Consider the following 15,890-nt stretch of genomic DNA (forward strand, 5'->3'; position numbering starts at 1 on the left):
CGAAAAAACTAGATAAACCCGCCCTGGCTGTATAATTAATTTTCGCGGGATACTTATGAGGATTTCAGCACTATTTTGAGGCTTTTCCGTCAATTTTAGCCAAAATATCTAAAGACTGTTGACAAAGAAGTTCGTGACAATGACCATTACTAGCTAACAACCCTCCCCATTGTCTGACATCTCCTCGGTTATAGGTTAGAGGATCGCCGTTAAAATGGGTGAATTTTCCGCCTGCTTCCGTTAAAATTAACTCTGGTGCCGCAAAATCCCAATCTTTAGCCGCAGACTTACCAGATAGAGATATATAGACATCGGAGGTTTTTTCGAGGATAGTGGCAATTTTACCCCCAACACTGCCCATATACAGACGATCTTTGAGGGGTAAGGCCTCGATCAACGCCTGAAAACGGTCATCTCGGTGAGTACGACTGACGACTAAGCATAAATTCTCAACTTGGTTACGATCTGAGACACTGATCTGGTTAACCGTTCCGTCCGGGGTTTCGACAAAGGTTCCGTGACCTTTGCTGGCGAAATATAGCTTTTCTGCTTCAGGAATAGCCACTACAGCGACTACGGGACGGCCTTGATAAGCTAGGGCAATATGTAGGGCATATTCTCCCGTTTTATCGATAAAATCCCTAGTTCCGTCCAAAGGATCGATGATCCAAACCCAGTCTTTAGCAATGGGGTCAGTTCCTTGGTGGGTTTCCTCACTGAGATAACCAAAGGTATCGGTGTCGAAAACAGCTTGTAATTTAGTTAAAATATAGTGATTTGCGGCAATATCAGCCGCCGTCACCGGCCCATCTTTTTTATCTTCATTAATAGCTAAATTACCTTGATTTACTTCTCCACGATAATATGAACGGAGAATGTTAGCGGCCCCCCAACCTACAGAACGGGTGATCGCTTCAATTTCTGCTAATTTTTTCGTCTGTGTTAGATCCAAAATATTCCTTAGCCTCAATGGTTTATCTTTTTTAATTTTAAGGGAAAGGGAACCTTCTTAATCAATGATCAATTTAGACTATTCAGCAGTTTTTGCGTTTCTTGATAATCATAATTATTTCCTTGTTTTTTAAATAGTTGGGCGGCGGTTTTAAAATCAGCGATCGCTTGAGTTTTATTTCCTAATATGATACTAATTTTTGCTCTTTCTAGATAAACTTCTGCCAATTCTTTATCAAGAGATAAAGCTTTTTCAAAGTCAGCGATCGCTGCTTGATAATTATTGATTTTACCATAGGCCAGACCCCTATTATAATAGGCTTCAACTTCGTAACGATTAATAGTAATAACTTGAGTAAAATTAGCGATTGCCCCTTGATAATCTCCTTTAATTCCTTTTTCCATACCTTCAATTAATAAGTCATTTAAGTTAGGATCTGAACTGTAATTTTGAGAGATAAAATTAGGTTTTATCTCTAAAGATAGATGATTAACGGTTTTACCCCACAGAGGACTTTCTAAAAAAAAGGTAGTTAATATCGCTATTTTCAAGTATAACAGATAAGTGATCGGAGAAAAATTATAAGTTCTTAATAATATTAAGCCCCTATATTGACTTTTTTTTGGTAAGTTATGATTCATTTTTACAACACAGATTATACTTTGATTTTGAGATTATTTAACCATTGAGATAACAAAAATTATTAGTTATTGGCAAGTTAAAATTTTACCGTTACGATAAGCTTTAGTTAACTCAGTTTTACGGGTAGGATTAAAACGTCCATAGGTAGAAATTGTGTTAAATTCTTTGGGAGTAGGTAAGGTTTGTAAGGTCTCTTCTCCTAAGTCACTAAATAAGATAACTTTTTCAATTGTGACTTGTTTTTGCTGATGTTTTTCATACAAATCTGTATAAGTTTGTAGGAGAGTTTGCCATTGTTGGGGAGGACAATAACTACGATCAATTAATAAGACATAATTCGGAGAAGCAAACACTTGACTAATTAAGATGGCTGTGATAATAAAACACAGCCATCCTGAGGCAATAATAGTTAATAATTTCCGATTAAGTTTATTCATTTTACTTACAGATTTGTTTGGAATAATTCTTTGAGTAAGTCTTTAACATTTTCGGGGTTTCCTTTTTTAACAGTAGACTCTCTTAAGGCAGCAATTGATTGTAATTCTTGTTCATTTACTTCTCCATAAGCAATAGGATAAACTCGCACACCACTATATTCTATAATAGAACTAATATCTTTAAAAGTAAAGCCTTGATTAACTGCTCCATCCGTTAATAATAACAAATAAAATCGTCCATCAGGATTTGCTTTTTTCTGTTCCATTAGTTTAGATAAAGCTACCATAACACCATCATACATGGCGGTTGCACCATCAGCCCGTAAACTATCAATACCTGCAAGCAACCGTTTATGTTGGAGTTCATCAAAAGGGACCAAAGGAACTAATTCATTAGGGGTATCTCCATAGGTTATTAACCCAATATAATTACCTGTATTAATTTCTTTACTCGCAATGTTTAAGCCTTCTTTAACAGCGTTTAAAGGTTCTCCATCCATTGAACCACTGGTATCAATAACTGCCATTAAATAAACTGTTTTACCAGAATCTTTTTGTTGTTTCCAAAATGCTTGACCCCTGGTTAAAACATTTCCACTTGGTAGAGGAGGAAATTCATTTTTTTGTAAATATTCGGTGACTTCTTTCCCTTTTTGTGGTGCTAATTTTTGCATCTGTTCAGAAGTTGCAAATTGAGCCAATTTTTTTAATCCTTCTTGTTGATCAGGGGTATTCCAGGAGAAACCAACTAAGGGACTATTATGAGGAACCCCAAAGGGAATATAACTGGTTTTGGCAAATTCTGGTAATTGTTTCAATGTGGCATAACTGAGATAATCAATAGAAAAAGCTGGTAATTTTTTAGGATCTCTGAGAAATATTTCTTTTAGATCTGTTGTGGTTAATGCTGTTAGTAATACTTGCTTTTGAAACCCTGTAAAAATAGAATTAACTTGAGGTGATTGTAAGTCAGCAATGGTTAACGGTTTGCCATCTTTATCATGACCTGCTGCTCGCCAAAAGATAGTATAAAGTAAATTAAGTCCGGTAGAACTAGCATAAGGATTTGTATAACCAATAGTAATTTTTCTAGCTAAAATAGCATCTAATACATCATCAAATGTTACTTCTTTATTGCCAAAAATTTCTTGTTTAACTTGCTCATTAAGTACAATTCCTGCATTACTAGGAAGTAAAGCTTTATTAATATTAATTGGCTCAATTCCGGCACTTTTTAACATCTGTATCCACAAGTCATGAGAGGGTGTATAACCGGCCGGTTTAACTACTTTAGCGGCAATCATTTGTTGACCAATTCCAGAGGGAATATTTCGCACACCAACTTGAATAATTTTTCCTGAACTGGTTTTATTTTTTTGTTGATTAAACTTTTCTATGACATCAACAAACCATCGTTCATCTTCCTTAGTTGCGTTTGCTTTTTCAGGAGAACCGAAGATTTCTAGATAGACAATATTAGTATCTTGAGTAGGTTGGGCCCCATAAATTGGATATTTATTAATAGGAGGTAAAGGTTCCGCAGTATTATCAATAGCATAACGTAAGGCTACTTCATCAGGAATAATATTATTTTGGACATTAATTTTAGGAATTATATTATTTTGTAAGATTTTATAAGCACTATCAAAAGAGTCTGCTTGGGGAACTCCTGCTAAACATCCCCATAATAAGGTTAAACACATTCCTACTAAAAACCAAGCCTTAAATGTTTGACAAAAGGTATTTTTAATCCGTTGATAAGTTAATTTAATTCTCTCAAATAACGGGTCCTTACTTTTCATACTGATTCTCCTTTTGCTGCATCTTGGATAATAGTTTCAATGACGGTTTGATTATCAGCAATAATTCCCCGTAGATGATAGGGTAAACCTGCTTTAATCGTAAATGTATCTAAGGAAGATACAACAACTTGATCATGTAAATGTTGTAATTGATGATGAGTTTCTTGGAGTCTATTACAACTGGTTTGTAAATGTTTTTTGGTTAGGGTTCGATAGGTTTCAGTTTGAATTTGTTCTAGGGCTAAAATAGCTTGAACTACTTGAGATAATAAACCCAAAATACTGTATAATGTTTCCAGTAAATCGGGAGTTAATATACTTTCTTTCGTGGAAATACGATGAGCAAAAATTTGACTCTCTTTAGCCCATTTTAATACTTGTTGCCATTCAGGTAAAGATGATTTATGTCCTAAATTTTGCTCAATTTTGTTAAGCTCATTCACAAAACTATCAATTTCGAGTAAATTAGCCCTAATATTACTTTGAAACTGCCATAATTGTTGAAACCAAATGCCAATCATTCCCAAGACAATAAGTCCACCGATAATGATAGGAAAAGGACGAATTCCTAAAACAACGATAAAGCTGATATATCCTAATATAGCCCCAATAATCAGCAAATAGGTTTGGGGTAAATGGAAAGCCCTACGCCAAAATAAAATCATGGGATTAGAGTCTCACTTGTTCCTAATCTTGTTATAACAACTAATTCTCTGAAAATCAATTCATATTATTCATTTTTTACACTTAATATTTTTAATGTAGATTCAATTTTCTGTCAATGGTCAACAAAACAATCTATAATAGAGTGAAACACCTTATCTTAAACCATGACCACTTCTCAACGCCATTACCATATAACAACTTTTGGTTGTCAGATGAATAAAGCAGATTCAGAACGCATGGCAGGTATTCTAGAAAATATGGGGTTTGTCTGGTCAGAAGATCCCAATGGGGCCGATTTAATCCTTTATAATACTTGTACCATTCGAGATAATGCCGAACAAAAAGTTTATTCTTATTTAGGAAGACAAGCAAAAAGAAAACAAGAAAATCCTAATTTAACTTTAATTGTAGCTGGTTGTGTTGCTCAACAAGAAGGAGAAAAAATATTAAGACGAGTTCCCGAATTAGACTTAGTAATGGGGCCCCAACACGCTAACCGTTTAGAAGATTTATTACAACAAGTTTTTGACGGAAATCAAGTGGTTGCCACTGACCCTATTCATATTATAGAAGATATCACAAAACCTCGTCGAGATAGTACCGTAACCGCTTGGGTTAATATTATTTACGGCTGTAATGAACGGTGTAGTTATTGTGTTGTTCCTAATGTTAGAGGAATCGAACAATCTCGCACACCAGAAGCTATTTATGCGGAAATGGAACTATTAGGAAAACAAGGATATAAAGAGATTACTTTATTAGGTCAAAATATTGATGCTTATGGACGAGATTTACCCGGAGTTACTGAAACAGGAAGACATCAACATACCTTAACAGATTTATTATATAAAGTCCATGATATTCGAGGCATTGAAAGACTAAGATTTGCCACCAGTCACCCTCGTTATTTCACAGAAAGATTGATTCGTGCTTGTCAAGAATTACCAAAAGTTTGTGAGCATTTTCATATTCCTTTTCAGTCAGGAGATAATGACATTTTAAAAGCCATGAAACGAGGTTATACTCATGAAAAATATCGGCAAATTATTACTAAAATCAGAGAATATATGCCCGATGCTTCTATTAGTGCTGATGCCATAGTTGGCTTTCCTGGCGAAACAGAAAAACAGTTTGAAAATACTTTAAAATTAGTCGAAGAAATCGGCTTTGATCAACTCAATACTGCCGCTTATTCTCCTCGTCCTGCTACTCCTGCTGCTTTGTGGGATAATCAATTAAGTGAACAAGAAAAAAGCGATCGCTTACAAAGATTAAATCATTTAGTTGCCCAAAAAGCAGCCGAACGTTCTCAACGTTATTTAGGGAGGATAGAAGAAGTATTAGTCGAAGATCAAAACCCTAAACAGACGAGTCAAGTAATGGGGAGAACTGGAGGCAACCGATTGACATTTTTTAATGGTAATATTGAGGAATTAAAAGGTAAAATAGTCAAAGTAGAAATTACAGAAGTTCGGGCGTTTAGTTTAACCGGAAAATTAGTTAAGTAGGAGGTTATCAATAAACAAATATTTGTAGTAGGTTCCCTTTAGGGGTTGAAAGTTTTGTATAATACGATGGTCAAGCCCCCAATACGAACTTTTCTATTGTGACTTTAATTTATGACCACCTACCTGATAAGTAGGTACACAAAATTAATTACACAAAATTTTTTGGTACAGACGTTAAAACCCCCTCTCCCTGCTGCGAAGCTCCCTGCTCTCATGCAGTCACAACAGGTCAATTAAATGCGTGACAGCTTATAGCTTAGGTGATTTTAAATCAATAAAATTTGAAAATAATAATTTACTTAATGGCTAATAATAACCTCAACAAACCATTTTTAATTGCTCAAGACTTTGCTCTTTTCTTAACAGCAAGTGTTGATGTCAAAGGAATGCCAAAAGCTTATCCAACTGTCGCAGAACAACGAGAGCAAGATTATTACAATAGTTTGACTTATTATATTCAAAATCACCCAAAAGTTCGCAAAATTATCTTTGTGGAAAATTCAGGATGGCCTTTAGATAAACTTAAACAAGTAGCCCAAAATAATCCTCATAATAAAGAAATTGAATTTATTTCTTTAAATTGTAATGATTTCCCTCGTAAATTTGGTAAAGGTTATGGGGAGTGTTTATTAATAGAAAAAGGACTAGAACAATCCAATTTAATTAAAACTGTTACCCATTTTGCTAAAATTACGGGTCGAATTTATTTACAAAATATTACTCAAGTTTTAGAAAGTATTTCAGAACCCTATGATTGTTTGTGTGACTATAAAGATCAGGGTTGGAGACTTAAAAAGTTATTAGGAGAAGAATCGGCTGGACCTAATTGTGATACTCGTTTTTTAGTTTTTAGTCAAAAGTTTTATCATGAAATTATTAAACCACTTCATCAAAAACATAAAGAAGGAACCGTATCTTATTGTTTTTATATTGAGAGTCAATTTTATCAAGCTATCAACAATTTAGCAGATAAATATAAAGTTATTACCCGTTTTTTGATAGAACCGGATTTCAAAGGTATTGCCGGTCATTTTGGCGGAAAAAATTATAGTAGTCCCCAAGAAAGAGCTAAATTTTTTATCCGTTCTATCGGTCGAAAAATAACTCCTTGGATACATTTTTAAAGCCCTTTTATCGTAGAATTTAAGGTAGTTTGACCCCTACAGAAATCCGATAACTTACCATTCTGGATTTTTTACTAATAAGTCCTCAGCATCTTCACGAGAAAGGGGTTTAGAGAAAAAATATCCCTGGCCATATTCACAATTCAGGTCTTCTAATATCTTAACTTGGGATTCAGTTTCGAGGCCTTCTGCAATCACATCTAAATCTAAATTGTGACCCAAAGACACAATTGTCCGCACAATTTGGATATATTTTTCATTATCTTTTCCTTCTTCCATACGACCGACAAAAGAACGATCAACCTTAAGAGTATCAATAGGAAAACGATGGAGATAACTCAAAGAAGAATATCCTGTGCCAAAATCATCAATACTAATCCTTAAACCTAATCCTTTGAGTCGTTTAAGTAATTCTATCGCCGATTCAACATCATTCATCATCATGCTTTCAGTAATCTCTAATTTTATGCGATCGCCATCAATTTTAGCCCCATCTAAAACATCTTGAATTTGCTTAACTAAATCTGGTTGAGCAAACTGACGACCCGATAAATTAACACTCATAATTAAGGGAGAAATATGGGGAAATTTTTCATGCCAATCACTAACTTGACGACAAGCTTCCTCCAAAATCCATTTACCTAAAGGTACAATTAATCCAGTTTCTTCGGCAACAGGAATAAAATCTCCTGGAGAAACAAATCCTCGTTTAGAAGATTGCCAACGAACTAAGGCTTCAAAGCCTGCAATTTTTTTAGTTTTTAAGGAGATAATTGGTTGATAATAAAGACGAAATTCTTGATGTTTTAAACCCAAACGTAAATCTGTTTCTAATTGCCAACGCTGCACCGCTTGAGTATCCATTCCTGAGACAAATATCTCATTACGAGCGGTTCCCAATTCTTTAGCCCGATACATAGCAATATCCGCATAACGCAATAATTCATTAGCATTAAACTTTTGATCTGTTTGACTAAAAGCAATGCCAATGCTAATAGTCGTATAAATTTCTTCTCCTTGCAAAAAAAACGGTTGGATTAAATCTTGTTGTAATTGTTCGGCCAAAATCGTCACATCCTGAGCATTAACAATAGATTTTAAGCAGATAGCAAACTCATCTCCCCCGACTCGACTCAAATTATCAGAAGAATTAAGACGTTTTTTTATACGTTGAGAGGTTTCGTAGAGTAGATAATCTCCAGCTTCATGGCCTAACCCATCATTGATAGTTTTAAACCTATCTAAATCAATCAATAAAACCGCCACTAAATTCCCTTTTATCAAGGCTTTTCTGTGATTAAGTTGATTAAGTTGTCGAATAAATAAACGTCGGTTAGGTAGTCCGGTTAACAGATCATGATAGGTTCGATAAATGACTTTATAAGCCAAAACTCCAGTACTACAAAGCATTAATCCCAATAAAGGGGAAATAAACGGAATCCAGACCGATTGAGTCAAGGCAATGAAACAAATACCCCATAAACTTAAAATGGCGATCGCTACGGCAATAGTTAAGCTCCACAGACGATTGTATTGCCAAACTAAGATCCCTGCCAAAAAAGACCAAACCCATATCCAGAGCCATTCTAACCATTGGGGCCAGAACCAAAACTGACCATCTCCTTGCAAAACCCCATCGAGAATTTGACTCACCATTTGGCCATGAAGCGTAACCCCGGCCATCTCAAACTCTCTGGTTGAGGTGGCACTGTAGGGAGTGGGGAAAGTATCTTTATTACTAGGTGCTGTCACTCCTATCAAAACGATTTTATCTTTGACCCAATTGGGATCAATCTGCCCCTCTAATACCTCTTGTAAGGTCACTTGTCGAGCCACCTGGGGGCCTCGATACTTTAATAAAGTTTGCCAACCTGTGGCCTCTCCTGGAGGCAGTTGATAGCCTCCAGAATCAGCTTTAAGACGATTAAATTTAGCCTGACCAATTTGCAGTGCATCGGGTGTGACTACTAAGGTTTTATCTTGGTTTTCTAGATATTTTAGACTGATTTGCAGGGCGAATGAGTATTCTTTGACCTTTCCTGAAGGAGATTGAACATACATCAAATTGCGACGTACCACATTATCAGGATCAATCATTACATCACTAAATCCTACTTGATTGGGAGATGTATTAGGTGGGGGGGGAATCTCTTGACTCTCTCCGTCGGGGAGTTGCTTAACTACTACAATATTATTGGCTTGTAATTGTTGATAAAGTGCTTGTGTCCCTGGTTCGTGGGGAATGTCTCGATAAATATCTAGACCAATAACACTAGGACTATGGGTTTGTAGAGACTTTAATAATTGAGCTAAAACTTGATCAGAAAGAGGCCATTGTTTTTGTTGTTTAATATCTTCTTCCGTAACCGTTACCAATAACAAACGAGGATCATGGGAGAGATCTGGCAATAATCTGACCATCTGGTCGTAATTTACCAGTTCTAGGAATTGTAAACGACCTGATTGTTTTAAACCAATTAAGAGTAACGTCACCACAACACTAGACACCATCAGGGAAGGTCCGTAACATAACCAAAAAGGAGTCTTCAACGCTTTGAGGGATCTATCACTCGACACACTCTTACTTACTGGGGAAAATTGGCCAGTTCTTTGAATAGCCGCGACGAGGAAACGAATTGCCTGATGGATCTTAACTATCACAGGAATTTACAATAATGGGTCAATAAAATTTTGATCATACCTTCTGTTACAGAACAATTGCCCATATTTGGACAATTGATTAAAGTAGGGTTAGATCAGGTTAATAATAATTGAGTCCAAAAAATATTGGACGAAGAACAACAATGGAGGTTACAATATTACATGTAACTGTATCATAAAAATTTGCGAAAGTGGGAGATCGTTAAGCCGTCTGATAATGAGCCAGTAATCCATATACCCAAGTTTGAGAAAATCCACTCAATAAAGAGCAGTGAAGTACATCAAGCTAAGTGAAAACTCATATAATTTCAACGAATCTTAATTTAAACCATCAAGTCAGGGGTATAAATTATGTTAAATAGAACATACAGACAAATCGGCTATATCACAATGGGTGTAGCTTCTATCTTAACCCTGTCTTTAGGGGATATTACGGCAGTAGTTCACGCTCAAACTAATTCCAGTAGTAGCAGTGATTCTTTGTCGGATGTTGTGCCTGATCGCCGTAAAGGGGGGGCTAGTCGAAGCTCTCCATCTCCAACAACGGCTCCTGCTGATATGCTTGAAGCCCCGGAAAGACGTAAACCAGCCGCGAGTCGTCCCCTTACTAACCGATGCGATTTTAATCCCCAAGAAGTAATCGCCTTAATTCCTCGTAATTTACAGGGAATGACTGCTAGTAATTCTCCTAGCTTATTTTTCTCTGTTCCTTCTATTTCTTCATTAACTCCCATTGAGATTATTGTCAGGGGGCCAAAGGACGAATTAATCTATAAGAAAGAGTTTAAAGGTAAAGGGCAAGCCGGAATTATGAGTCTACAACTTCCCCCCTTAACTAAAGTTGAGGGTCAATATCATTGGTATTTATCGGTGATTTGTAATCAAACAGATCGAGCCTATGATGTGGTAGTAGAAGGGTTATTACAACCAATTCAAATTAATTCTACCATCGCTCAACAACTTGAAGCCGCAACCCCTGCCGAAAAAGTTAAACTCTATCAAAGTCAAAATCTTTGGCATGAAACCTTGACAACTTTAGCTACTCTCAAGATATCTCAGCCACAAGACGCGACTACCTTAAGCTTATGGAGTGATGTTCTCAAATCAGTCGATTTAGATCCGGCGATCGCTCAACAACCGTTACTTCCACATTGACTTAACTTAAATTAACTCAACAAAGCTTTAATCAAAAATTGAGGTAAGGCTAACATTCGTCGCCAACGCCAAGGCTCTTGATACAATCGATATAGCCATTCTAAGTTGTTTTCTCGTAATAATTTTGGCGCACGGGTTTTTGTACCTGACCAAATGTCAAAACTGCCTCCAACCCCTATCCAAATGGACTGGGGACACAAATAACGGTGTTGACGTATCCAATATTCCTGACGGGGAACTCCTAACCCCACCAAAATGAGTCTGGGTTGTTTATCTTTTAGGGTTTGTTGCCAAGTTATTTCCTCTTCGGGGGACAAATAACCATGAGAGGTTATAATAGAAATATTAGGGATTTTTTGTTGCCATTGAGTCGCTGCTGCTTTCGTAACTCCTGGTTTTCCCCCATAGAAAGCGATAGAAAATTCTTGTGGGTTTGTCCCTAATTGTTTAATCAAAGATTCTGCTAATTCAATTCCTGGACAGCGTTTTTGTTGTTTCCTTCGGAACTTTAAATAAATCACAACTCCTGCACCATCAGGAATGACTAAATCTGCTTCTTGAATAGCTTGTGCTACTTGGGGTTCTTGTTCCGCTAACATGGCCATCTCTGCATTTAAAGTTACCACATGAACCCCTTGATTATGTTTAATACATTCGAGTAACCAATGAGTATAATCATCAGACAGATGTATAGGGAGTTTTAGCACAGAAAAGGTTTTAAGAGGGGTTAACATAATCAATACAAATAATTAGTTTTTAAGCAATATTAAGATTAACACAAACAGCCTTTAAAAAGCATTGAGATATGGATGTGGAACGCACAAGATGTTCGTCACAGGCAAGATGCCCGTTCCACAAGTGTTTATCTTTCAACTGGAAACACTATATAATAAAGTTATAACTAGAGATAATATTATCCTATGCCAGCTAAGGATATCTTTCTTGATACCGTTAAAAATGCTCTAATTAAAGAAGGTTGGACTATTACTGATGACCCTCTCTATCTTGATTATGGAGGGGTTGATATGTATGTTGATTTAGGAGCAGAAAAATTAATTGCTGCCGAAAAAGATCAAGAAAAAATTGCTGTAGAAATTAAAAGTTTTAACCGTCCTTCTTTAATTTCTGAATTTCATGGAGCTTTAGGACAGTTTCTGAATTATCGCCTTGTATTAGAAGATATTGAACCAGAAAGGAAAGTTTATTTAGCGATTAGTGAAGATGTTTATGAAGCTTTTTTTACGCTAGTTTTTACTCAAAAAGCGGTAGAAAAATATCAAATAAAGCTCATTATTTATGATATTAATCAAGAGGTAATTAAACAATGGAAAAACTAGAAAATTATAGAGATTTGGTCAAAAAACTAATCAATAAATATGGACAATATAAACCTAAATATGGAGATATTGAAGTCCAAAAAATCTTTGATATCCAAGGAGATCACTATCAACTGATGAATGTGGGATGGCATGGAAATCGACGTTTAAGAGGTTGTGTTTTGCAAATTGACCTGAAAAACGACAAAATTTGGATACAACATGATGGTACAGAAATTGGCGTTGCTAACGAATTAGTAGAATGGGGTGTTCCCAAAGAAGATATTGTATTAGCATATCATGCCCCTTATAAACGTCAATATACTGGATTTGCCGTTGATTGACTATGGGTTATTCATCTTAATTCTTTAATAATAAATAATAAAGTTGACCCGTATTACTAATTAAACCCGCGCGATCGCCTGCTATTTTACCAGTTCCTATAAAAATATCAACCCTTCCTGGCCCTTTTATAGCACTTCCTGTATCTTGATCTAACACATAACGACTGACTAATTTAGTTTCTATTTCTCCTGTATTTGTTGTATAAGGAATGGGGGTTTTTATTAATGCTAATGCACCCGGTGGCATAATTGATTTATCGGTGGCAATAGAACGTTCTGCTGTTACCGGAACCCCAATACTGCCTTGTGGGGGTGCGCCATTTGTTTCTCGGAAGAAAATAAAACGATTATTACGGGGTAAATAATTACTTAATTGTTCAGGATTTTTAGTTAAATATTCAATTAAAATCGGCAAAGTTAATTTATCCAAGGGAAAAATTCCATCATTAACTAACTCTTTGCCAATACTAACATAGGGATACTCTGTACTGCCATCATAACCGACACTAATTGTTTTGCCATCAGTTAATTGAAGTTTGGCTGAACCTTGAATTTGAACTAAATAAGCTTCTAAGCGATCACTCATCCAAATTAATTCATTTCCTTTAAGAAGTTTAGTATTTCCTAAGCCATCTTTTCCTTCTAATTCTAACCGAGTGGGATGAGGTTTTGACCAATTATTAAAATTTTGGGGTTGACGATATAAGGGATAACGATATTCTGATGTCGGTTGACGACTAGCGGTATAAACAGGTTCAAAATATCCTGTAAAATGTACAGTTCCTTGATTATCATTTCCTTGAGATTGATATAAAATAAATTCTTTTTCTACATTTTTTTGAAATTCTTCTGGTGTTTTTGCTGTTTTTAATAGTTCTTTAAACCGGATTAGGGAACTTTTAACCCGATCAAGAGTAATACCAGGAATGGGATAATTTTGGTAATCTTGAGCCGCTTTTTGGGTATTAAGATAACGTAAACTGTAACTAATTGAGCGAATTAATGCCCATTTATCTCCTCCTGTTTTCCATATTTGTTCATCTTTTCCCCAAGCTGAATTAATTGCTGTGGGTTTAACCTGAGTTAAGGGTAATTCTTCTGCCATAATTATTTGTGGAGGGCAAAAGATTAATCCGAGTCCAAGAGAAAATGCTGCGATCGCTTTATTCATGACTAATTTATCATCTATTTATCTAAATATAGAGATTTTCCAGCTTTATTTTTAGTCCCTAATAAGTAGGATAATTTAATTATTATTTGTTGTTTTTAATTTTCCGAAAACTTCTGATAAAAAGGATAATTAGCAATAGCCAGAAGTTCCCTGTCTCCTTTACTATCTCCATAGGCATAGATAGAGTATTGATTTAAGTCTCCTAATAAGTCTTTTAATCGCTTAGTCTTTTCTGAACCGTAGCAATTTTTTCCTAAAATTTTTCCCGTAATATAACCTTGTTTTATCACTAAATTAGTACCCATAGCATAATTGAAACCCATAGATTTTGACCAAGGAATAATATAGTCTTCTAACGAGGCACTAATTAAGATAGTTTGATGTCCTTGTGTTTGATGCCAATGGAGACGTTTGACGGCTTCAGAACGCAATAATTGAGGAATATGTACAGTAGCAAAACGTTCTCCTAGTTTCTGTAAATGTTCCTTGCTCAAACCTTGTAAAAAATGTTTAAGCACCATTTCTTTTGCACGCCAATTAGGTATTAATTTTAGACTATATCCTAGCAAAATAGGACTGATACAAATCATTCCCCAGACAAATCGCCATTTCCCAACAACTAGATGGAGAAAAGGAAATAAAGAATCTTTATAGGTTAAGGTTCCATCAAAATCAAAAACAGCAACAATGGAATTGTTATCCATAACATAGTCATGTTCCATAATGACATATCCAATTAATATATGAATAGTGCTTATTTTTACATTATTGTATAATTCCCTGACTTTTCAACCAGAGAATCACAAAAACAGTAATTATCCAAAAAATAACTGTTAATAAAATCGGTCTATCTTTTAAAAGAATCTCATCAGGTCTTTCAGTTCGTTCTCGATGATGAACATCTAGAACTTCACCAGAAATTTTTGTTTTAGGTTCACTGAGTAATTGATAACGAAATATGCCGTACAAAACAAAGGGTAAAGTAATCATCATCCAAGAAGTTGATGCTCCGTTAACACTTGGTCCAGCACTCCAAAGAGCATAACTCATTATAGCCCCAGTTGTAACAACATTTTCCATGCGAGTCAACAAAGGTAAAGAATAACGCCTAAGAACTTTCCGCGTTTTACCTCCTTTAATTATCAATAACCGTAATTCAGCTTTTCTTTTTTCCACTGCCAGAAATAAGGCTAACATAGCTGTACATAACAGAAACCAAACAGACAAATGAATTGAAGTTGCTGCACCTCCAGCACAAGCCCTTAAAACAAATCCAGTAGCGATGGCAATAATATCTACAATTGGCTTATGTTTGAGCTTTAAATTATAGGCAACTTGTAAAATACAATAGGCAATTATAATACTACATAAAAAAGGAGAACGCCACCAACTTAACAGTATTGCTCCTACTAATAAAACAATTGCCATAGCAATCGCCGTGGGAATTTTAACCGCACCTGATGCAATCGGTCGCTGACATTTTATTGGATGCTGACGGTCAGATTCTACATCAGCAATATCGTTAAATAGATAAAAACAACTAGAAACACTACAAAAGGCAATAAAAGCAATGGTACTTCCTAGTAGAGATTGTTCATTAATACTGAACCCAAATAGTGGAGCGGCAAAAACAATTAAATTTTTTGTCCACTGATGTGGCCTTATAGCTAGAAAATAGGGAGACTTTAACATAGTCATTAGGGACAATATTTAATTAACTATTTGCTTTGTAAATCTGCAATTAGTCCTAACATAACTATAACAATAATGCCTAATTTATTCATATTTATTTACTTTTTTAGTCCCGTTCTACACTGCCAAAAAAGATCGGTTCGACCCGAATGGCCATAATACTCGAAGGACGAACTACCATATATTCACCCTGAATATTTTTGATTGGTACATTTATAAATTCATCAGAATCAAACTTAGGAACCAGTTCGCCACTGTACCACTTCTGAAAATCTTGAATTTGACCAAAACGGACTTCTTCACGATGTCCACTAGACAGAAAAAGATGAACTGCGTATTCGTCCGGTTTTCTGGGCATAACAAACCTGCTACATAAAACTGATACAACGTGGTATATTATGTCACATTGAGGTTTACTTC

Annotated in this window: 16 protein-coding genes; 5 read left to right on the forward strand and 11 right to left on the reverse strand. The window is 35.6% G+C overall.

Features of this window, described 5'->3' with window-relative positions; genetic code table 11:
• Positions 1-70: 70 nt before the first annotated feature.
• The 5 genes from AsFPU1_RS15950 to AsFPU1_RS15970 all read right to left on the reverse strand — a co-directional run bounded on the left by AsFPU1_RS15950 (position 71) and on the right by AsFPU1_RS15970 (position 4,498).
• Positions 71-955, reverse strand: coding sequence for a 3'(2'),5'-bisphosphate nucleotidase CysQ family protein (locus AsFPU1_RS15950; protein WP_124974587.1), 885 nt, complete (start codon positions 953-955; stop codon positions 71-73).
• Between the two features lie 65 nt (positions 956-1,020).
• On the reverse strand, positions 1,021-1,593 hold the full coding sequence (locus tag AsFPU1_RS15955) for a tetratricopeptide repeat protein (protein WP_124974505.1): 573 nt from the start codon (positions 1,591-1,593) through the stop codon (positions 1,021-1,023).
• A 66-nt stretch (positions 1,594-1,659) separates the two neighbouring features.
• On the reverse strand, positions 1,660-2,031 hold the full coding sequence (locus AsFPU1_RS15960; RefSeq protein ID WP_124974507.1) for a hypothetical protein: 372 nt from the start codon (positions 2,029-2,031) through the stop codon (positions 1,660-1,662).
• A gap of 5 nt (positions 2,032-2,036) precedes the next feature.
• The gene (locus tag AsFPU1_RS15965; protein WP_124974509.1) at positions 2,037-3,833 is read right to left on the reverse strand and encodes a vWA domain-containing protein; all 1,797 of its coding nucleotides are present in this window, start codon (positions 3,831-3,833) and stop codon (positions 2,037-2,039) included.
• Complete coding sequence (locus AsFPU1_RS15970) at positions 3,830-4,498, reverse strand: hypothetical protein (RefSeq protein WP_124974511.1); 669 nt, start codon at positions 4,496-4,498, stop codon at positions 3,830-3,832. Before AsFPU1_RS15970 ends, AsFPU1_RS15965 begins: the two co-directional genes overlap by 4 nt.
• A gap of 165 nt (positions 4,499-4,663) precedes the next feature.
• Here AsFPU1_RS15970 and miaB point away from each other — a divergent pair, with 165 nt between their 5' ends.
• Complete coding sequence (gene miaB / locus AsFPU1_RS15975) at positions 4,664-6,007, forward strand: tRNA (N6-isopentenyl adenosine(37)-C2)-methylthiotransferase MiaB (protein WP_124974513.1); 1,344 nt, start codon at positions 4,664-4,666, stop codon at positions 6,005-6,007.
• Between the two features lie 302 nt (positions 6,008-6,309).
• Positions 6,310-7,131 (forward strand): hypothetical protein, encoded by an 822-nt coding sequence (locus tag AsFPU1_RS15980; protein ID WP_124974515.1) that lies wholly within the window; start codon positions 6,310-6,312, stop codon positions 7,129-7,131.
• Positions 7,132-7,185: 54 nt separating this feature from the next.
• Here the strand turns inward: AsFPU1_RS15980 and AsFPU1_RS15985 are convergent, their stop codons facing one another.
• Positions 7,186-9,792 (reverse strand): EAL domain-containing protein, encoded by a 2,607-nt coding sequence (locus tag AsFPU1_RS15985; protein ID WP_124974517.1) that lies wholly within the window; start codon positions 9,790-9,792, stop codon positions 7,186-7,188.
• Positions 9,793-10,143: 351 nt separating this feature from the next.
• Between AsFPU1_RS15985 and AsFPU1_RS15990 the strand changes: the two genes are divergently transcribed.
• Positions 10,144-10,947: a DUF928 domain-containing protein gene (locus AsFPU1_RS15990; protein WP_124974519.1), complete on the forward strand. Its 804-nt coding sequence runs from the start codon at positions 10,144-10,146 to the stop codon at positions 10,945-10,947.
• 11 nt (positions 10,948-10,958) lie between these two features.
• Here the strand turns inward: AsFPU1_RS15990 and AsFPU1_RS15995 are convergent, their stop codons facing one another.
• The gene (locus AsFPU1_RS15995) at positions 10,959-11,681 is read right to left on the reverse strand and encodes a WecB/TagA/CpsF family glycosyltransferase (protein WP_124974521.1); all 723 of its coding nucleotides are present in this window, start codon (positions 11,679-11,681) and stop codon (positions 10,959-10,961) included.
• A gap of 186 nt (positions 11,682-11,867) precedes the next feature.
• Between AsFPU1_RS15995 and AsFPU1_RS16000 the strand changes: the two genes are divergently transcribed.
• Both AsFPU1_RS16000 and AsFPU1_RS16005 read left to right on the forward strand, forming a co-directional pair.
• Positions 11,868-12,284, forward strand: coding sequence for a XisH family protein (locus AsFPU1_RS16000; protein ID WP_124974523.1), 417 nt, complete (start codon positions 11,868-11,870; stop codon positions 12,282-12,284).
• Positions 12,272-12,607, forward strand: a complete 336-nt coding sequence (locus AsFPU1_RS16005; RefSeq protein WP_124974525.1) for a XisI protein — start codon at positions 12,272-12,274, stop codon at positions 12,605-12,607. The genes AsFPU1_RS16000 and AsFPU1_RS16005 overlap by 13 nt, the downstream gene beginning before the upstream one ends.
• A gap of 16 nt (positions 12,608-12,623) precedes the next feature.
• On the opposite strand, the gene mltA is transcribed toward AsFPU1_RS16005, so the two are convergent.
• The 4 genes from mltA to AsFPU1_RS16025 form a co-directional block, all read right to left on the reverse strand.
• The gene (gene mltA / locus AsFPU1_RS16010) at positions 12,624-13,778 is read right to left on the reverse strand and encodes a murein transglycosylase A (protein WP_124974527.1); all 1,155 of its coding nucleotides are present in this window, start codon (positions 13,776-13,778) and stop codon (positions 12,624-12,626) included.
• 95 nt (positions 13,779-13,873) lie between these two features.
• Positions 13,874-14,482: an HAD-IB family hydrolase gene (locus tag AsFPU1_RS16015; protein WP_124974589.1), complete on the reverse strand. Its 609-nt coding sequence runs from the start codon at positions 14,480-14,482 to the stop codon at positions 13,874-13,876.
• Positions 14,483-14,543: 61 nt separating this feature from the next.
• Positions 14,544-15,470 carry a decaprenyl-phosphate phosphoribosyltransferase gene (locus tag AsFPU1_RS16020; protein WP_227875724.1) on the reverse strand — a complete coding sequence of 309 codons (927 nt, stop codon included), beginning with the start codon at positions 15,468-15,470 and terminating at the stop codon, positions 14,544-14,546.
• Between the two features lie 106 nt (positions 15,471-15,576).
• Positions 15,577-15,828 carry a hypothetical protein gene (locus tag AsFPU1_RS16025; protein WP_124974531.1) on the reverse strand — a complete coding sequence of 84 codons (252 nt, stop codon included), beginning with the start codon at positions 15,826-15,828 and terminating at the stop codon, positions 15,577-15,579.
• Positions 15,829-15,890 lie beyond the last annotated feature (62 nt).

It is taken from the genome of Aphanothece sacrum FPU1, from assembly GCF_003864295.1.
Taxonomy (GTDB): domain Bacteria; phylum Cyanobacteriota; class Cyanobacteriia; order Cyanobacteriales; family Microcystaceae; genus Aphanothece_B; species Aphanothece_B sacrum.